20 protein-coding genes are annotated in these 22743 nt (G+C 40.3%); 10 read left to right on the plus strand and 10 right to left on the minus strand.

Features of this window, described 5'->3' with window-relative positions; all coding sequences use genetic code 11:
- Nucleotides 1-8 precede the first annotated feature (8 nt).
- Together lysA and dapF are read left to right on the plus strand one after the other, a co-directional pair.
- Entirely contained in the window at nt 9-1259 is a 1251-nt protein-coding gene (lysA, locus tag F909_RS07870) for a diaminopimelate decarboxylase (RefSeq protein ID WP_005151715.1), read from the plus strand.
- A gap of 6 nt (nt 1260-1265) precedes the next feature.
- Nucleotides 1266-2120, plus strand: a complete 855-nt coding sequence (dapF, locus tag F909_RS07865) for a diaminopimelate epimerase (RefSeq protein WP_005151718.1) — start codon at nt 1266-1268, stop codon at nt 2118-2120.
- 49 nt (nt 2121-2169) lie between these two features.
- On the opposite strand, the gene F909_RS07860 is transcribed toward dapF, so the two are convergent.
- The gene (locus F909_RS07860) at nt 2170-2781 is read right to left on the minus strand and encodes a LysE family translocator (protein ID WP_005151719.1); all 612 of its coding nucleotides are present in this window, start codon (nt 2779-2781) and stop codon (nt 2170-2172) included.
- A 132-nt stretch (nt 2782-2913) separates the two neighbouring features.
- On the opposite strand from F909_RS07860, the gene F909_RS07855 reads away from it, so the two are divergent.
- The 7 genes from F909_RS07855 to gyrA all read left to right on the plus strand — a co-directional run bounded on the left by F909_RS07855 (nt 2914) and on the right by gyrA (nt 12219).
- Complete coding sequence (locus tag F909_RS07855) at nt 2914-3849, plus strand: ADP-ribosylglycohydrolase family protein (protein ID WP_032878170.1); 936 nt, start codon at nt 2914-2916, stop codon at nt 3847-3849.
- A gap of 57 nt (nt 3850-3906) precedes the next feature.
- A complete protein-coding gene (xerA, locus tag F909_RS07850) occupies nt 3907-4794 on the plus strand; it encodes a site-specific tyrosine recombinase/integron integrase (RefSeq protein WP_032878172.1) in 888 nt (295 codons plus the stop codon).
- 438 nt (nt 4795-5232) lie between these two features.
- A complete protein-coding gene (locus F909_RS07845; protein WP_004654672.1) occupies nt 5233-5982 on the plus strand; it encodes an electron transfer flavoprotein subunit beta/FixA family protein in 750 nt (249 codons plus the stop codon).
- A gap of 17 nt (nt 5983-5999) precedes the next feature.
- On the plus strand, nt 6000-6935 hold the full coding sequence (locus F909_RS07840) for an electron transfer flavoprotein subunit alpha/FixB family protein (RefSeq protein WP_005151722.1): 936 nt from the start codon (nt 6000-6002) through the stop codon (nt 6933-6935).
- Nucleotides 6936-7010: 75 nt separating this feature from the next.
- Nucleotides 7011-7850, plus strand: coding sequence for a helix-turn-helix domain-containing protein (locus tag F909_RS07835; protein ID WP_032878173.1), 840 nt, complete (start codon nt 7011-7013; stop codon nt 7848-7850).
- A gap of 87 nt (nt 7851-7937) precedes the next feature.
- Entirely contained in the window at nt 7938-8900 is a 963-nt protein-coding gene (locus tag F909_RS07830; RefSeq protein WP_005151726.1) for an MBL fold metallo-hydrolase, read from the plus strand.
- A gap of 586 nt (nt 8901-9486) precedes the next feature.
- A complete protein-coding gene (gyrA, locus tag F909_RS07825) occupies nt 9487-12219 on the plus strand; it encodes a DNA gyrase subunit A (RefSeq protein ID WP_005151728.1) in 2733 nt (910 codons plus the stop codon).
- A 45-nt stretch (nt 12220-12264) separates the two neighbouring features.
- Here gyrA and F909_RS07820 read toward each other — a convergent pair whose 3' ends face one another.
- The 8 genes from F909_RS07820 to F909_RS07785 form a co-directional block, all read right to left on the minus strand.
- Nucleotides 12265-13911 (minus strand): ArnT family glycosyltransferase, encoded by a 1647-nt coding sequence (locus F909_RS07820; protein ID WP_005151731.1) that lies wholly within the window; start codon nt 13909-13911, stop codon nt 12265-12267.
- 14 nt (nt 13912-13925) lie between these two features.
- Nucleotides 13926-14309: a GtrA family protein gene (locus tag F909_RS07815; protein WP_005151732.1), complete on the minus strand. Its 384-nt coding sequence runs from the start codon at nt 14307-14309 to the stop codon at nt 13926-13928.
- Nucleotides 14309-15289: a glycosyltransferase family 2 protein gene (locus F909_RS07810; RefSeq protein ID WP_005151733.1), complete on the minus strand. Its 981-nt coding sequence runs from the start codon at nt 15287-15289 to the stop codon at nt 14309-14311. The genes F909_RS07815 and F909_RS07810 overlap by 1 nt, the downstream gene beginning before the upstream one ends.
- Nucleotides 15286-16080 (minus strand): ChbG/HpnK family deacetylase, encoded by a 795-nt coding sequence (locus F909_RS07805; protein ID WP_005151735.1) that lies wholly within the window; start codon nt 16078-16080, stop codon nt 15286-15288. Before F909_RS07805 ends, F909_RS07810 begins: the two co-directional genes overlap by 4 nt.
- Nucleotides 16081-16197: 117 nt before the next feature.
- On the minus strand, nt 16198-17286 hold the full coding sequence (locus F909_RS07800) for an ABC transporter permease (protein WP_005151737.1): 1089 nt from the start codon (nt 17284-17286) through the stop codon (nt 16198-16200).
- Complete coding sequence (locus tag F909_RS07795) at nt 17283-18413, minus strand: ABC transporter permease (RefSeq protein ID WP_005151740.1); 1131 nt, start codon at nt 18411-18413, stop codon at nt 17283-17285. The genes F909_RS07800 and F909_RS07795 overlap by 4 nt, the downstream gene beginning before the upstream one ends.
- Before the next feature lie 3 nt (nt 18414-18416).
- Entirely contained in the window at nt 18417-19586 is a 1170-nt protein-coding gene (locus tag F909_RS07790) for an HlyD family secretion protein (RefSeq protein ID WP_005151743.1), read from the minus strand.
- A gap of 12 nt (nt 19587-19598) precedes the next feature.
- The gene (locus tag F909_RS07785; RefSeq protein WP_005151745.1) at nt 19599-21095 is read right to left on the minus strand and encodes a TolC family protein; all 1497 of its coding nucleotides are present in this window, start codon (nt 21093-21095) and stop codon (nt 19599-19601) included.
- Nucleotides 21096-21444: 349 nt separating this feature from the next.
- On the opposite strand from F909_RS07785, the gene serC reads away from it, so the two are divergent.
- Nucleotides 21445-22524, plus strand: coding sequence for a 3-phosphoserine/phosphohydroxythreonine transaminase (gene serC, locus F909_RS07780; protein WP_005151746.1), 1080 nt, complete (start codon nt 21445-21447; stop codon nt 22522-22524).
- A gap of 75 nt (nt 22525-22599) precedes the next feature.
- On the opposite strand, the gene F909_RS21275 is transcribed toward serC, so the two are convergent.
- Nucleotides 22600-22743 carry a hypothetical protein gene (locus F909_RS21275; protein WP_005151747.1) on the minus strand — a complete coding sequence of 48 codons (144 nt, stop codon included), beginning with the start codon at nt 22741-22743 and terminating at the stop codon, nt 22600-22602.

A 22743-nucleotide genomic window follows, 5' to 3' on the forward strand; every position in this document is an offset into this window, starting at 1 on the left:
ACATCTTCATGAGTTTCACTCGCATTAATGGAGTATTGCATGCTGAGCAATGTTCACTGGATCAGCTCGCACAGCAATACGGCACGCCTTTGTATGTTTATTCAAAAGCAACTTTTGAAAAGCATTACTTGGATATGCACCGTGCTTTTGATTTTATTGATCATCAAATCTGTTATGCAGTGAAGTCAAACTCAAATTTGGCTGTGTTGAATGTATTGGCGAAAGTAGGTGCAGGCTTTGACATCGTGACGGGTGGAGAGTTAGCACGTGTATTGGCGGCAGGGGGTGATCCTGCAAAAATCGTATTCTCTGGTTTGGGTAAATCTGAAGCAGATATTGAAAAAGCCTTAGGCGTTGGAATTGCATGCTTCAATGTGGAATCACATGCCGAACTGGATCGCATTCAAAAAGTTGCGGCGAAATTAGGAAAAAAAGCACCTATTTCTTTACGTGTAAACCCAGATGTTGATGCTAAAACGCATCCTTATATCTCGACTGGTTTGAAAGAAAACAAGTTTGGTATTCCAAGCGATACTGTTGATGAAACTTATCAATATGCGGCTTCATTGCCAAATCTTGAGATTGTTGGGATTGATTGTCATATTGGTTCGCAATTGACCGAGACCAAGCCTTTTGTGGATGCACTTGATCGTGTCATTTTGATGATTGAGCAATTGAAAAGCTTGGGTATCAACCTCAAACATATTGATATTGGTGGTGGTTTAGGTGTGCGTTATAAAGATGAAACGCCACCAAGTGTTGAAGAGTACGCTAATTCAATGCGTCCAGCTTTAGAAAAATTGGGTCTTAAAGTATATATGGAGCCAGGGCGTAGTATTTCTGCTAATGCAGGTGCATTATTAACCAAGGTGGATTTACTCAAACCGACTAATCATCGTAACTTTGCCATTATTGATGCGGCCATGAATGATTTAATTCGCCCAGCTTTATATGAAGCTTGGATGGATATTCAATCAGTGAACCTGAATGCTGATGTTGAAGTTAAAACGTGGGATTTGGTCGGTGCCATTTGCGAAACTGGTGATTTCTTGGGTAAAGAGCGTGACTTGGCGCTTCAGGAAAATGATGTATTAGCTGTGCTAGGTGCAGGCGCATATGGTTTTGTGATGAGCTCTAACTATAATACGCGTGGTCGTGCTGCTGAGGTTATGGTCAGTGGCGATCAAGCCTATATAATTCGTGAGCGCGAAACCATAGAATCACTTTGGGAAAAAGAGCGTTTGTTGCCTGAGGAGTAAATTGAGATGTATTTAGAATTTACCAAAATGCATGGGTTGGGCAATGATTTTATGGTCGTTGACCTCGTTACCCAGCGAGCTTATTTAGATACAGTCACGATTCAGCGTTTAGCTGATCGTCATTTCGGTGTGGGTTTTGATCAGCTATTGATTGTTGAGCCACCTGATTTGCCAGATGTCGATTTCAAATATCGAATCTTTAATGCTGACGGCTCAGAAGTAGAGCAGTGTGGTAATGGTGTGCGTTGTTTCGCTCGCTTTGTGCATGAGCGTCAACTCACGACCAAAACCAAGATTCGTGTGCAAACCAAAGCCGGTATCGTTGAGCCAGAATTGGGTGCCAATGGTTGGGTGCGCGTCAATATGGGGCAACCGAAGTTTCTGCCAGAAGAAATTCCGTTTCTGACCCAAGAGCATGAAGATATCGAAGGCTTATATGGATTGGCACTTGCTGATAATCAAAGCATTAATATTGATGTGGTGAACATGGGAAATCCGCATGCGGTCACCATTGTTCCTGATGTATTGACTGCGGATGTTGAGCGTATCGGCCCACAAGTGGAATCACATGCGCGTTTCCCAGCACGTGTTAATGCAGGATTTATGCAAATTATCGATGAAAAGCACATCCGGTTACGTGTGTTCGAACGTGGTGTAGGGGAAACTCTGGCGTGTGGTACAGGTGCTTGTGCAGCCGCTGTCAGCGGGATGCGTCAGGGGCTACTTGGTAATGAAGTTGAAGTTCAGCTTGCGGGCGGTAAGCTGCATATTGCTTGGCGTGAAGGTGATGTGGTGTGGATGACAGGTCCAACCACACATGTTTATGATGCCCGTTTGGATTTAAGATATTTCCAAGGCTAATGATCTAAGATTTAAAAAAGCGCGTTTTAATCGACGCGCTTTTTATTGTCTATCGTTTGCTGAATGCCAGTTTCAATGCAAACAGGATAAAAATACTGCCTGTAATCCGATCCATATATTTAATGAATTTTGGTCGTTTTAAATAGCCTGAAATGGACTGCATCGCGGAGATCAGGAAAATAGACCAGATAAAGCCAATCAGCACATGAATCATCACCAAACCCATGGTCCAAATGACTGGTGAGGAAGACTGTGGGATAAATTGCGGTAAAAATGAGATATAAAAAATGCCGACTTTTGGATTGAGTAAATTGCCCCAGAAGCCTTTAATAAACCAGTTCTGCGTTGAGGTCGTTTCATTGATATCTGCAAGTTGGGTACGTGGTTTTAAAAGCAGATTTAAACCTAACCATGTCAGATAAATTGCGCCCATCCATTTTAAAGCATTGAAAGCAAGGTCTGAGGTCATCAATAAAGCTCCTAAACCACAGGCCACAATCATTCCCCATACAATACAGCCTAAATTAATACCCAATGCCGCTTGGAATGCTTTGGCTTTACCTTCCAAAGTAGCAGTGCGAATAATCAGCGTGGTATCTAGACCAGGCGTAACGGTCAAGAGAGTGATTGCGATGAGATAAGGAATAAGCATTGTTGTCATAATGATGGTGCCACTCAAAACTTGAAATTTATTGTATTACAGCGACATCCATTCTCCCATATTGGTTTAGCGATAAATCACAGTAAAATTTGCTAGACTGTATTTAGTTGAAGTTCGAATAAAATTTAAATGATAGAAAATAAAATTCGAGGTGGTCTCTATGGTTTGCTAATAGGAGATGCCGTTGGTGTTCCTTATGAGTTTAACCCTCCAGATTTGCTGCCCTCATATCATGAGATTGATATGATTCCTCCTCAAGGTTTTAGAAAAACTTATCCTGAGATTCCTGTAGGTACATGGTCTGATGATGGAGCACAATCACTTTGTCTATTAGCTTCTTTATTATATTGTGGAAAATATGAAGAATTAGATTTTGCTAATAGATTATGTAATTGGTTTCAATATGGTTATATGGCTATTGATTATGAAGTCTTTGACGTTGGTGTGCAAACAGCTCAAGCTCTGCGTCGATATAAAGAGGGGGGTGAGATTTCTCAAATAGCAAATCGGGATGAATATTCAAACGGGAATGGAGCATTGATGCGTACATTACCCTTGGCTTTATGGCATAAGGGGAGTGATGAGCAATTAATCCAAGATGCATATGCACAATCACATTTAACACATGCACATATCCGTTCAAAGATTTGTTCAGCTTTATATTGCTTATGGGCAAGATATTTATTGTCAGGAAATGATGTAAATGAAGCTTGGGATAAAAGTGTTAAGAAATTGAATTTAGTCTACAAAAACAGGACTGAAGAGCTAAAGGAGTTTCAAGAGCATATTTCACCAATACCAGAAGAGCTAACAGGCAGTGGCTATGTGGTGGATTGTTTGCATTCAGCGCGGTTTTCACTTCAGCAAACTACCTTTGAAGATGTGATCAAAACGGCTGTAAAATTGGGGCAAGATACAGATACAACTGCCTGTGTTGCTGGAGGTTTAGCTGGAATTATTTATGGTTATGATGAATTACCAAAAACTTGGTTAAAATTGCTGAAAGGAAAGGAGATAGTTGAACCTTTATTGCTTAGCTTAGAGCAACATCTTCGTGTAAATCATTAAGGCTATTAAATAGGTATAGTAATGATAAGTTCTGAAGGCCCTGAAAAACTGCTGTCCATGTGGTTAAAAGAACGAATGATTCAAAATCAATCTGAACATACGATTGCCGCTTATCAACGTGACTTAACCGATTTCTTTCAGTTTTGCGAATATAAAAAATTACAGCTACAAGACATTGAAGCATCGGATTTGAGGGAATATCTGGCTGCCCGTGTTGAACGAGATCAACTGAGTAGCAGCAGTTTACAACGGCATTTAACGTCGATTCGCCAATTTATGAAGTGGGCAGAACAAGGTCAATATCTAGAGCAAAATCCTTCTGAAGATTTTAAGTTAAAGCGTCAGCCACGACCTTTGCCGGGGATGATTGATATTGAGACGGTTCATCAAATTCTAGATCAAACCGCACCAGAGAAGCCAATTGAACAACAATTGTGGCTACGCGATAAAGCCATGCTTGAGCTGTTATATTCAAGTGGTTTGCGTTTGGCTGAATTGCAGGGTTTAACGGTTAAAGATATTGATTTTAATCGACAGTTGTTACGTATTACAGGTAAAGGCAACAAAACTCGAATCGTTCCATTCGGAACTAAAGCCAAAGATAGTCTAGTGGAATGGCTGAAAATCTATCGGATTTGGCAAGGGAGCTTTAATGCTGATTCAGCAGTTTTTATCTCACAACGCGGCAATGCCTTAACACCACGTCAGATTGAGAATCGAGTCAAATTACAAGCGCAACGCGCAGGTGTGAATGTTGACCTACATCCACATTTATTACGCCATTGTTTTGCCAGTCATATGCTATCTGCCAGTGGTGATTTGCGTTCTGTGCAGGAGATGCTGGGGCATAGTAATCTGTCGACCACCCAAATTTATACGCATGTTGACTTTGAGCAACTGGCTAAAGTCTATGATCAAACACATCCGCGCGCGCAAAAAAACTAAATTTTGATATATTATGTTGCAAATTTGAGCGTTTAATAGTCGATGACTTTTCCACTTTATTCACAATATCTGTTGAATTGTTGTTCTTACTTAATTGCCATATTTTTGCAAAACCTTAAAGCCGTTAGTTTTTACTTGAAATGATCCGTTACAGTGCGCGCGAGCAAGATCGAAAAAGCCTGTTTTAGATCATTGAATTTTATAAAATATTAAAAAAATCAAAGTTTAATATCTATCATTCTTGTTCACTAAATTTACAAAATGGATAACTATTTTCAATATGTGAACTGAGCGTTTCATCTTTTTTATAGCTGTAGCGGAAATTGTGACTTGACCGAAATGCCAAATACATTGCAAGATAGGGCACCTAAAAAGTTTCGATCGAAGAGTTAGAATGCTCTTCATTACATTTACTTGCTTAGAACAGCCGAGGATTACATGAAGGCTCTTGTCGCTGTAAAACGTGTGGTTGATGCCAACGTTAAAGTTCGTGTTAAGCCGGACAATAGTGGGGTTGACCTTACCAACGTTAAGATGTCAATCAACCCATTTTGTGAAATCGCAGTGGAAGAAGCGGTTCGCTTAAAAGAAAAAGGAACAGTTTCTGAAATCGTTGTTGTTTCAGTGGGTTCTAAAGACGCTCAAGAACAAATCCGTTCTGCAATGGCTTTAGGTGCTGATCGCGGTATTTTAGTTGAAACTGCTGATGAAGTTGGCGCTTTAGAAGTTGCTAAAATCTTGAAAGGCGTTGTTGATGCTGAAAAACCAGAACTTATCCTTCTTGGTAAACAAGCAATTGATGATGACTCTAACCAAGTAGGTCAAATGCTTGGTGCTTTACTTGGTGCTGGTCAAGGTACTTTCGCATCTGAAGTTAAAGTTGATGGCGGTAAAGTTCAAGTGACTCGTGAAGTTGACGGTGGTTTACAAACTGTTGAGCTTGCACTTCCTGCAATTATCACGACTGACTTACGTTTGAATGAGCCACGTTATGCTGCTCTTCCGAACATCATGAAAGCACGTAAAAAGCCACTTGATACGAAGTCACCTGCTGATTATGGCGTTGCAACTGGTACTAAACTTAAAACAATTAAAGTTGAAGCACCTGCTGAACGTAAAGCTGGCGTACAAGTGAAGTCTGTAGACGAGCTTGTTGAAAAATTGAAAAACGAAGCGAAAGTGATCTAATACAGAAGGATAAAATCATGAGTATTTTAGTTATCGCTGATCACAACAACCAGACACTTAACGGTGCAACTTTAAACGTTGTTGCGGCAGCTCAAAAAATCGGTGGTGATATTACTGTATTAGTTGCTGGTTCTGGCGCTCAATCAGTTGCAGACTCTGCTGCTAAAGTTGCTGGTGTGAGCAAAGTATTACTTGCTGACAATGCTGCTTATGCAAACCAATTGGCTGAAAACGTTGCTGGCTTAGTTGCTGACATCGCAAAAGGCGGATACAAATACGTATTAGCTGCTTCTACAACGACGGGTAAGAACATTCTTCCACGCGTTGCTGCACTTCTTGACGTAAGCATGATTTCAGACATTATTGCTGTTGAATCTGCAAACACATTCAAGCGTCCTATCTATGCTGGTAACGCGATTGCAACTGTTCAATCTGACGAAGCAATCATCGTTGGTACAGTTCGTGGTACAGCATTTGATGCAGTTGCTGCTGAAGGTGGTTCTGCTGCGGTTGAAGCTGTTGCTGAAGTGAAAGACGCTGGTATTTCTACATTTGTAAACGAAGAAATCGTGAAACTTGATCGTCCAGAGTTAACTGCTGCACGTATCGTTGTTTCTGGTGGTCGTGGTGTTGGTTCTGGTGAGAACTACCATAAAGTACTTGATCCATTAGCGGATAAGCTTGGTGCTGCTCAAGGTGCTTCACGTGCTGCGGTAGATGCTGGCTTTGTACCAAACGACTTCCAAGTGGGTCAAACAGGTAAAATCGTTGCTCCAGATCTTTACATGGCGATTGGTATCTCAGGTGCGATTCAGCACTTGGCAGGTATGAAAGATTCTAAAGTTATTGTTGCAATCAACAAAGACGAAGAAGCGCCAATCAACAGTGTTGCTGACTACTGGTTAGTTGGTGATTTGAACACTGTTGTTCCAGAGTTGGTAAGCAAGCTGTAATTTACAGCCTGCTACTTATTCTAAAAAAGCCCTTGTGCTATACATTGCACAAGGGCTTTTTTATTTTTCATGATTATGAATATTGATTCTTCTGCTTCCATTGAAGCTGATCATTTGCATGGTTTACTGATTAAATTAGCACGCGCAGATATGGCGCGAGATTATTTGTGCATTCGAGCGAAGAACCAGCATGGCCTGTCAAATATTCAAGTGAATCAGCTGCACATGGGGATTATTCTGCATGGGCAACAGCAATTGAATGTTGATCACCATCAGATTGATCTCAATGTGGGTGATCTTTTTATCATCAAACCAGATACCATTGCGGATACGGTCAATATCCCAGATCCAAACACAGGGGAGTATTTGACGATTCTGGTGCCAATGTGTGAAGAAGTGATTCATGCAGCACAAATGATTTGGGCCAAGCCAATTACCGATAAAACAGCAGCAATCTTACGATTTTCAATTCATGACTTTGCCATCCATCTTTTGGCGTGGCAAACAGCGCTATTTGAGCAGGACTTCGTAAAAGCGCGCTTATCTATTGCCGCAATACTGGTACAATTATGTCAACAGCATTGTGCAGATGTATTGATTCTCCCTCCACCAAAATTATCAAAACAAATATACCAGTGGGTTATCGATGACCCGCAGCATCAATGGCAATCCAATGAAATTGAAATGCGTTTAGGTTTAAGTAGTGCCACACTACGTCGTAAACTGAGTCATGAGCAGACTTCCTTGCGAGAAATCATTACTCAGGCGCGGCTAGCTTATGCATTGGAGTTGTTGTACTCAAATAAGCTACCGATGAAAACGATTGCAGCAAAATCTGGTTATCAATCTACTGCAACGTTTCGTGAACGGTTTATGCAGCGTTATGAAGTGGATCCTGCTGTTTTATCTCTGTAATAATCTAAATTGAGCGATTCACGTAGATGATTGAGCGATTTTCATCACTAAAAATGGTTAGATTTAAATCAATCAAATATTAAGGTGATGAGTGTGAAATTATTAAAACCTATTCTGGTCGCACTATTGTTTAGCGCTGGTACGGCATATGCAGAATCCAGAACAAAGGTACAACAGGTTGATGGGTATTTTTTACAGCCCGTTGGGAACTTGAAAGTCACGGCTTTATTTGATGGTGAACTGGGGCTACCGCGCAGTGATTTGTTGGGTATTTCGACAGAGAAAGCCAATCAGCTATTCGCAGAGAATTTTGTACCTGTTAATGAACACAATCAGGTTGTGACTGATTTTTCTGCCTATCTGGTACAAACGCCGACGCAAAATATTTTAATTGATGCGGGCACGGCAAAATGTTTTGGCCCAAGCTTGGGCCATGTCCCTGAAAATTTGAAAAAGGCAGGGGTACAATCTGAGCAAATTGATACTATTTTAATTACCCACGCGCATCCTGATCATTTATGTGGAATTACGCTGAATGGGAAAATGGTTTATCCAAATGCCAAAGTCTACTTGGCCAAAGCGGATGTGGACTACTGGACATCAGCCAAGAATGAAGCAAAAGCCACTGATTTCTTTAAACCTTTATTTAAAATGACCCGTGATGCATTAAAGCCTTATCAACAGACAGGGCAGTTGATTGCGTTCACCAAAGATTCGTTTAAGGTCCCAAATGTTGAATTGATTAGCACCCATGGTCATACCGAAGGTCATTCATCTTATTTGGTCGATGGACTGAATGGACAAAAGTTCTTGGGCTTGGGCGATGTGGTGCATTATGCTGCTGTGCAATTTCCCTACCCTGAAGCAAGTTATAAACCTGATACCCATTCTCGGCGTGCAATTGCAGTTCGTAAAAGTATTTTCAAGCGAGCTTCTCAAAATCAATGGTGGATTGGAGCTGCGCATGTTGCTTTCCCTGGAATTGGTCATATCGTAAAAAATAGCAAGGGTTACCAGTGGATTCCTACACAATATCGTCCAGACAACTGAATGTTAGATTCTAATTAGGAAGAAGAGGGCGGAAGGGAATCTTGTTCTGTATTTCTTAATTGCAATCCTGTCCTTACCTTTGCTGAGAGTATCGAGCCTCACCATGTCATTTATAAGTGGCTATTAGCGGATGTAATGAATCAGGAGATTGTAGATGAGTTATTTGAAACGAGATGAAGTTGAAGTGGCGGAGCCATAAACGCTTGCAATTGAAGCTAAGTCAGGCTCTTATTTTTGAGTCATTTCATCTGGCTCAGCTCATTTTTTGAGGTTGAGCTTAATTAAAATTAGTACATTAAATTCATTCTTTTTATCTCATCATTTGATGATCTTTTGCCCAAAATGGGTAAGAATCAATTTTTATCTGTCAGTCTTGCATTTGATAATTTTAAGTTGTTAATTTATATATAATTTTTATTGTAAAAAAATGCTATTTTTCAAAGTTTAAACTCACAGTTGGTTTGACCTTTATGCTATAATTTTTCGCTGTATTTTTTATTTTTAGTTCAAGCTCTTGAGCTAAATTTTTGCAAGATTGAAGACATAAAAACAGGTAGAACTCTCTATCTGTAAACAAGGAGTATGCATGAGCGTATCGGAAATCAGACCGATTGCCATTGAGGACGAACTCAAGCATTCATATTTAGATTACGCGATGAGCGTAATTGTATCTCGTGCATTGCCAGATGTGAGAGACGGTCTAAAACCTGTTCATCGTCGCGTCTTATTTGCGATGCACGAATTGGGCAATGATTATAACAAAGCGTACAAAAAGTCTGCTCGTGTTGTCGGGGATGTGATCGGTAAATATCACCCTCATGGTGACAGTGCAGTATACGAAACAATCGTTCGTATGGCGCAGAACTTCAGCTTACGTTATATGTTAGTTGATGGTCAGGGTAACTTCGGTTCAGTCGATGGTGATAGCGCAGCAGCAATGCGTTATACCGAAGTTCGTATGCAAAAGCTAACCCATGAAATTTTGGCAGACTTAGAAAAAGATACTGTTGATTGGGAAGATAACTACGACGGTTCTGAACGTATTCCTCAAGTAATGCCAACACGTATTCCAAATCTTCTGATTAATGGTACGACAGGTATTGCGGTAGGTATGGCGACCAACATGGCGCCGCATAACATGACTGAAGTCGTGAATGCATGTTTGGCCTATGCCAATAACCCGAATATTTCTATCGAAGGTTTGATGGAGCATATCACGGGTCCAGATTTCCCTACAGGCGGTATTATTTACGGTAAGTCAGGCATTGTTGATGCCTATCGTACAGGTAAAGGTCGTTTGCATATTCGTGGTAAATATCACTTCGAAGAAGATCAAAAAACAGGTCGTACTACGATCGTATTTACTGAAATTCCTTATCAAGTTAATAAAGCAAGAACGATTGAGCGTATTGCTGAATTAGTGAAAGAAAAGAAACTGGAAGGTATTTCAGAGCTTCGTGACGAGTCTGATAAAGACGGTATGCGTATCGCAATCGACTTGAAACGTGGCGAAAATGCAGAAGTGGCGGTGAACAACCTGTTCTTGCATACCCAGCTTCAAAACTCGTTCAGCATCAACATGGTTTGTCTGGATAATGGCCAGCCGAAGTTGATGAACCTGAAAGATATTATTGCGGCATTTATTCGTCACCGCCAAGAAGTTGTGACTCGCCGTACCATGTTCGAATTGCGTAAAGCACGTGAGCGTGGACATATCTTAGAAGGTTTAACGGTTGCTTTGGCAAATATCGATGCCATTATTGAAACCATTAAAACCTCTGCAAATCCATCTGAAGCCCGCGAGCGTTTACAAGCAGGTGAATGGGCCGGCGGTGGTGTGGTTGCATTGCTTGAAAAAGCGGGTGCGATTTCTGTTCGTCCAGATGAGATTGAAGGTGAAGATCCAGCACGCCCGTTTGGACTAGTTGGTGATATCTATCGCTTGTCACCTACGCAAGTTGCAGCAATTTTAGAATTACGTTTGCACCGTTTAACTGGTTTGGAACAAGACAAGCTACACGCAGAATACAGTGAAATTTTAGGTCAAATTGCTGAATTAACAGCAATTCTCAATGATTTTAATTTATTGATGAATGTGATCCGTGAAGAGCTTGCTTTAATCTTGCAGCAATATGGTGATGGACGTCGTACAGAAATTGTCGAGTCTGGTGTTGATTTCTGCCGTGAAGATTTGATTCCTGAAGAGCAGGTTGTATTGACTGTTTCTCAAACGGGATATGCGAAAACTCAACCACTTTCTGATTATCAAGCGCAGCGCCGTGGTGGTCGTGGTAAGTCAGCAACTTCAATGAAAGATGATGACATCATCCAACATTTAATTGTGGCATCCAACCATGCGACGGTTTTATGCTTTACCAATGTCGGTAAAGTGTATCGCTTAAGAGTATTTGAAGTACCTCAGGCATCTCGTGGTGCGAAAGGTCGTCCAATTATTAATTTGCTTCCATTAGATGCAAATGAAACCGTGACTGCAATCTTACCGTTGACAGAATTCCCTGAAAACCATTATGTCTTTATGGCAACAGCTTCAGGCACAGTAAAACGTGTTGAATTGAGTCAATTTAGCAACGTTCGTTCAAATGGTCTACGTGCAATTGAACTGAATGAAGAAGATACGCTTATCGGTGTTGCAATTACCGATGGCCAACAGCAAATCATGCTGTTCTCGAACGAAGGTAAAGCAATTCGTTTTGCTGAAACTGATGTTCGTGCAATGGGACGTACCGCGAAAGGTGTACGTGGTATGCGTGTAAGTTTTGCAAGTAATACCATTGAAGCTGAAGATGCGGACGTTGAAAATGACGATACAGATGACAATGATGATTCGTCAGATTCAAATGTGCTTAGCCGCATTGTTTCACTGGTGGTTGTACCAGTAACAGGTGAAGTACTGTGTGCTTGTGCCAATGGTTATGGTAAACGTACACCTGTAGATGACTTCCCGACCAAAAAACGTGGTGGTAAGGGTGTGATTGCAATCAAGACCAGTGAACGTAATGGTGAGCTTGTCGGTGCTGTATCTATTGATGAAAGCAAAGAACTGATGTTGATTTCGGATGGTGGTACATTGGTACGTACGCGTGCAGCTGAAGTTGCAACCACGGGTCGTAATGCACAAGGTGTTCGTTTGATCCGTTTAAGCGATGCTGAAACTCTAGTCGGTGTTGTTTCGATTGAAGCTGTAGAAGATGACGAAGAGTTAGATGCTACAGAAGAAGTAGAAAATACCGAGGTTGTTGAGGCTGCAACTTCTGAAGAAGTCGCCGTAGAACCTAAAGATGATACGCCAGAAGCGTAAATATTCTGATTATAAAAAAGGAAGCTCATTAGCTTCCTTTTTTATTTAAAAATTTTGGTTAATTAGAAATACATCGTAGTTGCGGTAATGTAGAACTTTAACGTTTTGATTATTTGTTTTATAGCCGCCAGGATTACTAATAACAACTATTGGCTGTTTTTGTTCTAAAGTATTTTGGAGTTGCTGTTTATTCCATAAATATTGTTTACGCTCAGGTTCAAATAGCAAGCCATCTTTAAGCTCTAAAGATGAGTTATCAGTTTTCACACTATCCCAATCATTGACAATATAGACTGGTTTTTTTAAATCTAATAAAAAAGGAAGGTCGTAGAAGTAATTGTAATAAAAGACCACATCCGACTTGGGATTCATCGATTTTGCAAAGTCGACTTGGTCAGCATTATTCTTGGTGTCGAGAACGCGTACTGCTACTGAAATAGACGTACAAAATAGAATCAGACTTAAGAAAATTGCGGTTAAATAGTCTATTTTCTTCAGTCTAAATAACAGCATTAAGCCGAAAGGAACAATGCAAAGAATCGCGCCAATGATATAGATTTGAATAGTGTGACTTGTATAAAAATCATGGTTATTCTTCATGAAATGTGGTGTTAAACTAATCCCAAGTCCTAAGATAAAGATAAAGGTGGCAGGACCCGAGATTTGGAGTTTGCTCTTAGCAAGGTGATCTAAAATAGGACGTACGTTGACGGCAAGTAAAATGGCTAAAGGTGGTACAGCAGGGAGGATGTAGCCTGCTAATTTTGAAGGTGGAATAGAAAAGAAAATACTTACGGATATAAACCACCAGCAAAGTAGAATGAGCAAAGATGGGGTTAACGATTCTTTAAAAATACGTTTAGCAAAGAGAAAGTGGCTGATAAGAAACCAAGGTAAAAAGCTGATAAAGAGAATAAGATAGTAAAAGAACCAAGGTTGTTTGTTATTAAATCCGTTAGAACTAAAGCGACTAAATTGTTGATCAATGAAAAAATAGTGTAGGAACTGTGGGTATTTTAATTGAACTAAATAGATCCATGGCACAGTGAGAACAAGAAAGAATAAAATTGCAAATGGGTTAAGTAATGCTGGGATTTTTCGCCATTGTTGTGTGTAAAGAAGCCAAGGCAATAGTACGAGTCCGGGGATCAAGACGCCTATTAGACCTTTGCTGAGAAAGCCTGCTGCCGCTGCAAAATAGCCGAGAAAGAGAATGGTTTTTTTGCCTGAAAGGGTAAAGTCAACAAAACTCAGGATACAAACCGTCATCCAAGAAGCAACTAATAGATCATGGTTGATATATTCACTACTGCCATAGAACAACAAGCTGGTTGCTAAGATAATAATGGTCAGCTGCGCGATTTGTTCTGAAACGTACTTTTTTAAAAAAACAAAAAGACTGACCAGCATCATACTGCCAGCTAAGGTAGGAACCAGTCGCAGCACCCAAGTGTGAAGGCCAAATACTTCCATAAAAGCTGTAGAGAGCCAATGCAGCAAAGGTGGCTTGTGCATAAAAGGTAAGCCATTAATACGTGGAATCAGCCAGTCACCTGATTCAAGCATCGCGCGACTAATATCTCCATATCGTCCTTCATCAGGCACAGAAAGTGGACGAATCCATGAGGTAATCAATAACCAAACAGGTAAAAAGATAAGTAAAAATTTAGATGATCGTAGCCATTGTTGCATATATCGAATTCCTATTATTGAAATGCAAAATAACGGTTGAGCAAAAAAGTAAAAATTGAAGTAATGCCAATACTAAAAATAATCAGTATGGAAATAGGCGTATCAAGGTAATGGTGGCTGATTAATAAAACAGATTCATTCAAAATGAATCCCAGTCCAGCTACGGCGATAAACTTCTTTAGCGTTTCCCTATGCTTAAGATGTATTGCTTTAAAGGTAAAAATACGGTGACCAAAGTAGCTGACCCAGAAAGCCGCGAGAAAGGCGAGGAGGTTTGCATATTTTAGTGAAACTTGGTATTGAGGCTGAATCAGCAATATCACAAGGAGGTAGTGTGAAAGTGCTGCAATCAAGCCAACAATACCAAAACGAAGGAATTGTAGGACATGAGTTTGCATTAGAGAGAAACTACATTATTTTGCTTATCACGTACGAACGGTTTAGTGTGGCTATGTGAATACTCAGCAGAAACAATGTATTGGGGGCGGTTTTTAACTTCCGCATAAATACGGCCGATATATTCACCTAAAATCCCAATACAGAGCAGTTGGATGCCACCTAAAAGTGTCATTCCAGCAGCCAAGGTGGCCCAACCGGGGACACGGATACCTTCAATCATTGTTTCAATAATGATCCAGACACCATAACTCATTGCAAAGAGCGCAAGTGATGCACCAAGATAGATACATAAGCGTAGCGGTAAATCGGAAAAGCCCGTCAAGCCTGACATGGCCAATTGCAACAATGCCTTAAAGTTGAAGCTGGATTGTCCATATTGGCGTTGTTGCTCATTAAAATGGATCCCGATACTCTTGAAACCAACCCAGGCATACAGCCCTTTCATATAACGGTTCTTTTCAGGAAGTTTTCTTACTGCTTCAACGACTTTTGCATCTAATAGGCGAAAATCACCTGCATTTTCAGGAATGTCGACCGAAGAACTTAAATTCAATACATGATAATAGCCTTGGGTAAAGATTTTTTTGAGCCATGATTCTGTACGTCGATCCCGAATTCCGTAAATCATGTCATAGCCATCTTTCCAGAGTTGAAGCATCGTTGGAATTGCATCAAGTGGATGCTGAAAATCGGCATCAATAAGCAATGCAGCATCACCTGTAACGTAGTCCAGACCTGCACTTAATGCCGCTTCTTTGCCAAAATTACGTGAGAAAGTAACTATTCGTAGCGGGTAGTCCTCAAGCATATGCTGTAAAATGGCTATACTATCGTCCTGACTACCATCATCAATAATAATAATCTCGTAGCGTAAATTTTGTTGTTCTAATTGCTGTGCCAAAGCTGGGATAAATTTTTTAAGGTTTTCTGCTTCGTTGTAGGCAGGAACAACGCAAGATAGAAATGGACTGTTTATCATAATAATGTATCCATTGGGCTAAGTGTAATGTGATAGCGCTGACAGTCAGAGTGAAATTGGGCTGAATTCAAATAATGGAATTCTTGAACGCGTGCAGCCGAAATTGGGTCATGTTGATCAATTGCTTGTGTGGCAGGGTGGCACATGATCAGTAAATTATCCTGAGCCTGCTGCAACCATTGTTGGTTTAAATGGGGGTAGTTGTTTGATTCGAAGTTATAGATCCCTGCGAAATATCGATTTTGTCGAATTTTCTGTTGCTGGCATATTGTGGCTAGTGTGGATGCACCAAGTGCTGACAGTAAGCGAGTTTTGATTAAATAGTGAGGGGCTGTGATTGGATGTTGTAGATTTCTAATCCAGCCTTGAAAATTTTGTTGTTTGAGGAAGGAAATTAAGACATCCCGAATAATCGGAAATTGGTGTATGTGCTGATGACCATCGATAAAATCTGGTTGTTTTCCCATTGCCTCAACAAATGCATTCCACTGTTGCTCGATACTTTGTTGAATGAGTTTGCTGTCTAGCTGTCGGCTCCATGCTTTGAACATTAATATCGGCAATGAGAATGTTGGGGTCGCTGAGCTAAACCTATGGGTGAAATTTAGGTGTAATCCGATATCAACATTGTTGGAGATTGGTTTGAGCTGTTTTGCTGCAATAGGCCATTGCTCTGCTTGTGTCATGCAAGAAGTTGCATGTAAAGCACCTGTTTTAATCAGCAATAGAATCGCATCTGAAATCTCAGAATTCATTGCGAAGTCATCAGCGCAATAGCATACTTTAGCCATATCCAAGCCTCAATTTAGATGGATTAAAAGGTAAGTCAAATTTAGCCTTACCTTTTAATCCCTACGATTGAAGCAATATGCCAACAGATCCTTAATCTCAACTTAAAGAGAAAAATACTATTTTTTAACCAGACGAGAATAAGAGATCGCCAATAATATTGCAGCGACAGTCGCAAGATAAATCAATTTTGGCACCACGATTGAGGTGGGTACACCCATCTGATTGAGTTGTACAAACATCTGTACACCATGGGTTGACGGGAAAATCCAAGCGAAGTATTGCATCCAATGCGGCATGGCTTCATGTGGCCATGCGGTGCCTGTCAGCAAAAAAAGAGGCACTGAAGTGACCACAATCAAATGACCCACTCGTTCTGGCATATCGACCAGAGAACCGACCAACATCCCTAAGCCAATCAAACAACTGACATAGATCGGCACGGCAATTAACATGCCCCAGAAGTTTCCTCCATGGGGATATTCATATAACCAAAAGGTAAAACCAAATAAATATAAGCAGCTTAAACAACCTGTAGTAAAAATTGCAGCAAAGATTGCCCAAAACTCGACTGGTTTTGCCACCCATCCTTTTTCTCTGTAGCTGGCAATTAGCATCGCGAGTCCCAACAGAATGGTTTGATGAACGATTAAACTGGCGACAGCAGGAAAGATATAACTACCGTAACCTGACATGGTATTAAACAATGGAATTTGGTGGATCGAAAGTTCGGGTTCGAAAGATGATGCATTGCCAAACTTTTCTAAATGCTCTTTTAGCGTATATTCAATAGAACCTGCTAAACCTACACCCACTTCTTTGGTACGAATGAAATAAGCTGTACTTAAGTACAGACCAATTCCACCCATCTCTCCACGTTTTAAACTATTGGTGAGATTTTCAGGAAGTAAGAGAATGCCTTCAGCTTGTTGGTTCTGCACCATACGCTGTGCTTCCAAGAAGTTATCCGTCACAGTGGTAATTTTGATGTGAGGACTATTAGACGCTTGGCTAATGATTTTAGAGGTCAAAATGCTTTGTTCTTCATCCACAATGACAATCGGAATATCTTCAGCCGTTTGTGCTTTGTAGGCTGTTGGATAGAAGAAGCTATAGACCAATGTCGCTGCAATCAGTGTAGTAAAAACCGAATTATTGGCAAATATGTTTTTAAAGGTCTGTAAGTAATAAGCGAAAAATGACTTCATGAACAAAGCTCCTGAGTATTTTTCTTTAACAGACGCACGCTTAGTACAAAGAATAAGCAGGAAAAAATGACTAAAATGCCAAAAGGAATAATGGAAACATAGAGGTCACTACCAATAATCCACTGTTCAGTTTGTAGTTTGGCATAAGGGGTGTAAGGGATTAGCATGGACCAAAATTGAGTAAATGCAGGCGCATTATTTAAGGGAAGGGTAATCCCTGAAAAACTTGGTGATGATCCACCATACAGTGCAATAAAACCGAAAGTCTTCGGTAAGTTTTGTGTGGCAAGAACAACGGTACTGCTGATCACTGCATAGGAAAAAAACAATAGAAATTGCGCGAACAAAATCAACGTCAGCGAACCTGCAATAAAATAACCGCGAATATGGGCGAGCCAGAACATCCAACACCAAGTCCATGCACAGAAAATAAAGACATAGAGTAGAATTTTGCCGAGTAAGCTGGAAATCACCTGCTTAGAACTGACCCATTCACCGACAGTCTTTCGTTTAAACTCCTGGCCTATGGCAAAAGCCACACAGCAACATAACAATAAGTGTAAAACTGCTGGCACCATGAAGGGTTCCAGAAACAGTTCATAACTCATACTTGGGTTATATAAGGTGGAGATTTTGATGTGCGGTGTCGGCATATCCAAATAGGGGATGGTATTGGCTAAATAGCTTTGCCCCATATAATCAGCTATCCCATTCAAAGTGCTAATCAACATAGCCGAAGAAATGGTATTGCCTATACTAAAAAAAGACTGGTTGTAGGCAATGCTGATCTGCGCATCTTGAGCTTTGACTAAGCGTTGTTCTGCACCCTCGGGGATCATCACAAAACCCCAAGCATCCGTTTTATTAATCAAGCGTTCTGCTTCATCTTGGCTGGCAGTAATGGTTTTTACTTTTAAGGTATGATTGATGCTAAGCGCATGAATCACTTTACGACTCATCTCACTTTGATCTTGGTCAATCACGACGATGGGCAAATGTTCCGCTTTACCCGCGGAAAACATACTGCCAAATAGCAAAATCACCAACAAAGGGGCAATCACCGCCATAAAAAGATCAACTTTATGGCGTTTTAAGTAGCGCAACTCCCGCAGCATAACTGCAAACATCGCTTATTTTGCCTCTTCAATTTTAAACAGTACGCTCATCCCGACTTTCAAATCTGGGATTGATTGCTCAGGGACTAAATGAAATTTAAAGCTGCGAATATCATAGCCACCTGTTTGGCGCGTGGTTTTAATCGTTGCGAAGTCACCTTCGGCATCAATATTTTTGACTTTGAAGGTTTCTTTACGATTCAGTGCGGGAATAAAACCTTCAATTGTTTTCATTTTATAAACAGAGCTGTACATGTCTTCGCGGACATTTAAGCTGACCCATAAATCATGGTCTTCAATGATGCTTACGACAGGCACACCGGTTGCGACTAGCTCAGTTGGTTTGCCATAGGTTTTAGATACAGTCCCATCTGTAGGCGAATACAGTTTGGTTTCTTCGGTCAGGGCGTTGGCTTCTTTCACCGCCGCTTGTGCCATCGCGACTTGTGCATCAGCCGTCGATTTTTGTTGTTCGGTACTGCCACGTTTGGCACGTGCATACTGTTGATAGGAAGCTTCTGCTGTTTCTCGTGCAGAAGTTTGAGCAGCAAGCATTTCGTCACGACGTTGACGCGAAATTACGCCTTGTTGATAAAGCGTTTCGCCACGTTTATAAGTGGTTGCTGCCAATTCTGCTTGGGTTTTCATTGCTTGCCAGTTGGCATATAAGGTGTCAATATTTTCTTGTTGAGCACCACGATACACAGTGGAATGGAAGGCAGTCGCACTTTGTAGGGCAGCTTGTGCCTGTTCTTTTTTCGCCTCTAATTCAGGACTGACAAAACGAACCAGTGCTTGACCTTTCTTGATGGGTTGACCTTCAGATACATAAAACTCTTCAATTCTGCTTGGTACTTTCGTACTGATATGTACCGTTTCTGATTCAACCCGACCTTGTAATTCAATGGCTTGAGGTTGATAAGCTTTCCATAAGCCAAAGGCAATCAGACCTAACAGTAAGATCAGAATAATTAAACCGATGATTTTTGCCTTTCCTTTTTTAGGTGGCTCATTGGGTGGAGGGGGCTGCTGTGTATTTGAGGTACTTGTCTCAGATTTTGGTTCATCAAGTTTTTGTGTCGAAGTCATTTGCTCTTTAGGCGATTCAGAAATTGGTGATTCAGCTGTGTTAACCACTTGATCTTTATCGCGTTCTGAATTGGATGATGATTGGTCTTGGCTCATAAAATTCTCCAATTAACGGATATAGTCAGTACGTGGTTGATTAACATAAAGCTTGAACTCATCAATCGAGCCATAGCTTTGCAATAAAGTCGCTAAAGATAAAATGTATTTATATGAATTAATGGCCATTTCACTTCTTAACGCGCTGAGAGCATTTTGTGCATCAATCACTTGTGTGGCTGTGCCCATACCTTCTTTAAATGAAAGTTGTTGGATACGTAAATTTTCTTGTGCGGCTTTGATATTCTGAGTCAGTAGTTGATGGCTGGTTTGCGATGAATTTAATTCGCTATAGGATTTGTACAGGACATTTTCAACTTCTTGCTTAGTGCGTTCAGTCATGAGTTCTGCTGCATACTTTTTAAGTTCGGCAGCACGTATGTTTTTGTTGTTATCAATGCCCGAGAATAAATTGTATTTGGCCATCACACCGACAATCCAATTCTCTTTGTTGTCCAATCCATATTCCCCAAATGCAAAAACGCTGGGTTTCTTGGCGGATTGTTGAACTTTGACATTTTCATTGGCCAGTTGGGTATCCATTTGCAGCTTTTTAATCAAACTGGAGTTTTGATCATAGTTTGCCAGAAGTTTATCCAAAGAATGATTTTGGGCATTATTCACAAACAGTGGAGTAGTGAGATTTAAACTTTCTCGTGTTTTTAATAAATTTTGCAGGCTAAACTGACTGGCTTGCAAATTGGATTGAGCATTTTGATAGGTGCGTTCTGCATTATTGCGTGCCACCTCAAATTGCATACGTTGGCCTTTGTTAATAAAGCCTTGTTTTTCTAATTTAAGTGCATTGTTATAGTGTTCTTGCATCGCATTTAAATTAAACAGGCTGGCATTGAGTAACTGCTGTTGTAATTGCACATTAAAATACGATTGAATCATTTCAAAACGTTGTGAATCTTGTTGCTGTTTTTCACTAATGTTTGAGCGTTGCGCCTGAATCGTAGCAATCTGTTTGGCACTGTTAATCTTACCGCCGGTATAAAGTGGCATAACCATTGAAATTGAAGTTCGAACATCATGGTCTTTTACCGTGACATCTAGATTGTTGGGGACTTGATTTAAGCCTTCTTGTACAGTCTGATCAAAACCTTGGCTAACTTGATCAATCACTTCTGGAGGTAGCACATTTCCCCATTGTGACAATTTGTCATCAAAACCTCGCGTGAGGGAGTTTTCAAGCCGACGTTTACTTGATTCTAAAGGCACACTGGTTTCGCTATGAAATGAGTAGGCACGCGCATTTAAGTCGATACGTGGTAAACCTAGATGTTTGACGGCTTCCATTTCAAGTTGCGAGGCTTGTTGTAGCGCTTGCTGTGCTTGTGTTCCATAAGCATTTTCTACAACATATTGTTCAGCTTCGATATAACTATAGCTTTGGGCAAATAAAGAAGTTGAAAATAAAGCACAGCTAATCAAGCTCATACTTAAGCTTAACTGTTTAGGAAACCGTTTGACCTTAAAAATCGGTCGATCATGTCGTTTCAACATTAGGGTGAGTCGCAATTTAATAATATCCTGAGTTAGTCTAAATTCTTTTTATAAAATTAAAATAATATGTTTTTAATTAAATAGTTATATCGCTTGGTTTGGTGTAGTGAATTTGTAAAAAGTAGAGTTTTTAATCTAATTAAAACGGGCGAAATTATTGTTTTTTGAACGAATATATATGAACTGATAATTCAACTTAAAAATAAATGTAATGACAAAAACATGATTGAAAAATTAGTCCTATTTTCTCAATAAAATTGAAATATTTACTGGATAAGCTGCTGCAAGCTTCGCCAATCTATGGTTAAATTCCCATTCCAATTTGTTCCACTTAAACAAGGGAAAACTCATGCGTGCTTATAATTTCTGCGCTGGTCCTGCTGCATTACCTACGGCTGTTTTAGAAAAAGCTCAACAAGAATTGTTGGATTGGCAGGGTAAGGGTCTGTCGATCATGGAAATGAGTCATCGCAGCAATGATTATGTTGCTGTGGCAGAAAAGGCTGAAGCTGATTTACGTAAGCTCATGAATATTCCTGAGAACTATAAAGTCTTGTTTTTACAAGGTGGTGCATCCTTGCAATTCTCAGCGATTCCACTTAACTTGCTGGGCAAAAATAACAAGGCAGATTATATCCATACGGGTATTTGGTCTGAGAAAGCTCTAAAAGAAGCAAAACGCTATGGCGATATTAATATTGTTGAAGCGGGTACTTTAATTGATGGTAAACATGCGATTACTGAACAAAGCAGCTGGAATCTTTCAACTGATGCTGCCTATGTGCATTATGCAGATAATGAAACGATTGGTGGCTTACAATTTGCTGGGATTCCAGAGGTAAACGCTCCATTGGTCTGCGATTACTCATCTAGTATTTTGTCTGCACCTTTAGATGTCAGCAAGTTTGGTTTGATTTATGCGGGTGCGCAAAAGAATATTGGTCCAGCAGGCTTAACTATTGTCATTATTCGTGATGATTTACTAGATCAAGCAAAACCTGAGATTCCGAGCATCTTAAAATATGCCGATCAAGCCAATAATGGTTCAATGGTGAATACACCTGCAACCTATGCTTGGTATTTGTCTGGTTTGGTGTTTGAGTGGTTGCTTGAGCAGGGTGGGGTAGATGCAATCTACAAAATGAACCAAGAGAAGGCGAAACTTCTTTATGGTTATATTGATTCAAGCGACTTTTATAACAACCCAATTGCTGTTCCAAACCGTTCAATGATGAATGTACCTTTTACACTTGCAGATGAAGCACTTGAAAAGACCTTCTTAAAAGAAGCAGAGCAAAATCATTTGTTAAATTTAGCGGGCCACCGTTCTGTAGGTGGTATGCGTGCAAGTATTTACAATGCAGTCCCATTAGCAGGTGTTCAAGCACTAGTCGACTTTATGGATGAGTTTGCAAAACGTCATGGTTAAGCAATAAAGCATAGCTAAAATAAAAGCCCTCAGCATTGAGGGCTTTTATCTGTGAATAAGGTAGTGGTCAAAAATTTAAAAAAAGCCAATTTGATGAAACATGAGTGCTGCTAAAAACATACCAAGTAAAAAAAAGCAAAAAGCACCAACATCAAGTTTAAGACCTTGATCACTCGAGTGAATCAGACTGGTGGTCGTTTGTTCTGGTATAATTTTCAT

The sequence above is a fragment of the Acinetobacter sp. ANC 3929 genome (genome assembly GCF_000369405.1).
Taxonomy (GTDB): Bacteria; Pseudomonadota; Gammaproteobacteria; order Pseudomonadales; family Moraxellaceae; genus Acinetobacter.

Coding starts and splice junctions, on each gene's coding strand:
- gyrA (WP_005151728.1), top strand. CDS start 9,487: ATGAGCGTATCGGAAATCAGACCGATTGCCATTGAGGACGAACTCAAG.
- F909_RS07830 (WP_005151726.1), top strand. CDS start 7,938: ATGAGTGTGAAATTATTAAAACCTATTCTGGTCGCACTATTGTTTAGC.
- F909_RS07820 (WP_005151731.1), bottom strand. CDS start 13,911: ATGCAACAATGGCTACGATCATCTAAATTTTTACTTATCTTTTTACCT.
- F909_RS21275 (WP_005151747.1), bottom strand. CDS start 22,743: ATGAAAATTATACCAGAACAAACGACCACCAGTCTGATTCACTCGAGT.
- serC (WP_005151746.1), top strand. CDS start 21,445: ATGCGTGCTTATAATTTCTGCGCTGGTCCTGCTGCATTACCTACGGCT.
- F909_RS07795 (WP_005151740.1), bottom strand. CDS start 18,413: ATGTTTGCAGTTATGCTGCGGGAGTTGCGCTACTTAAAACGCCATAAA.
- F909_RS07800 (WP_005151737.1), bottom strand. CDS start 17,286: ATGAAGTCATTTTTCGCTTATTACTTACAGACCTTTAAAAACATATTT.
- F909_RS07840 (WP_005151722.1), top strand. CDS start 6,000: ATGAGTATTTTAGTTATCGCTGATCACAACAACCAGACACTTAACGGT.
- lysA (WP_005151715.1), top strand. CDS start 9: ATGAGTTTCACTCGCATTAATGGAGTATTGCATGCTGAGCAATGTTCA.
- F909_RS07815 (WP_005151732.1), bottom strand. CDS start 14,309: ATGCAAACTCATGTCCTACAATTCCTTCGTTTTGGTATTGTTGGCTTG.
- F909_RS07835 (WP_032878173.1), top strand. CDS start 7,011: ATGAATATTGATTCTTCTGCTTCCATTGAAGCTGATCATTTGCATGGT.
- F909_RS07805 (WP_005151735.1), bottom strand. CDS start 16,080: ATGGCTAAAGTATGCTATTGCGCTGATGACTTCGCAATGAATTCTGAG.
- F909_RS07860 (WP_005151719.1), bottom strand. CDS start 2,781: ATGACAACAATGCTTATTCCTTATCTCATCGCAATCACTCTCTTGACC.
- F909_RS07810 (WP_005151733.1), bottom strand. CDS start 15,289: ATGATAAACAGTCCATTTCTATCTTGCGTTGTTCCTGCCTACAACGAA.
- F909_RS07785 (WP_005151745.1), bottom strand. CDS start 21,095: ATGTTGAAACGACATGATCGACCGATTTTTAAGGTCAAACGGTTTCCT.
- F909_RS07790 (WP_005151743.1), bottom strand. CDS start 19,586: ATGAGCCAAGACCAATCATCATCCAATTCAGAACGCGATAAAGATCAA.
- xerA (WP_032878172.1), top strand. CDS start 3,907: ATGTGGTTAAAAGAACGAATGATTCAAAATCAATCTGAACATACGATT.
- dapF (WP_005151718.1), top strand. CDS start 1,266: ATGTATTTAGAATTTACCAAAATGCATGGGTTGGGCAATGATTTTATG.
- F909_RS07845 (WP_004654672.1), top strand. CDS start 5,233: ATGAAGGCTCTTGTCGCTGTAAAACGTGTGGTTGATGCCAACGTTAAA.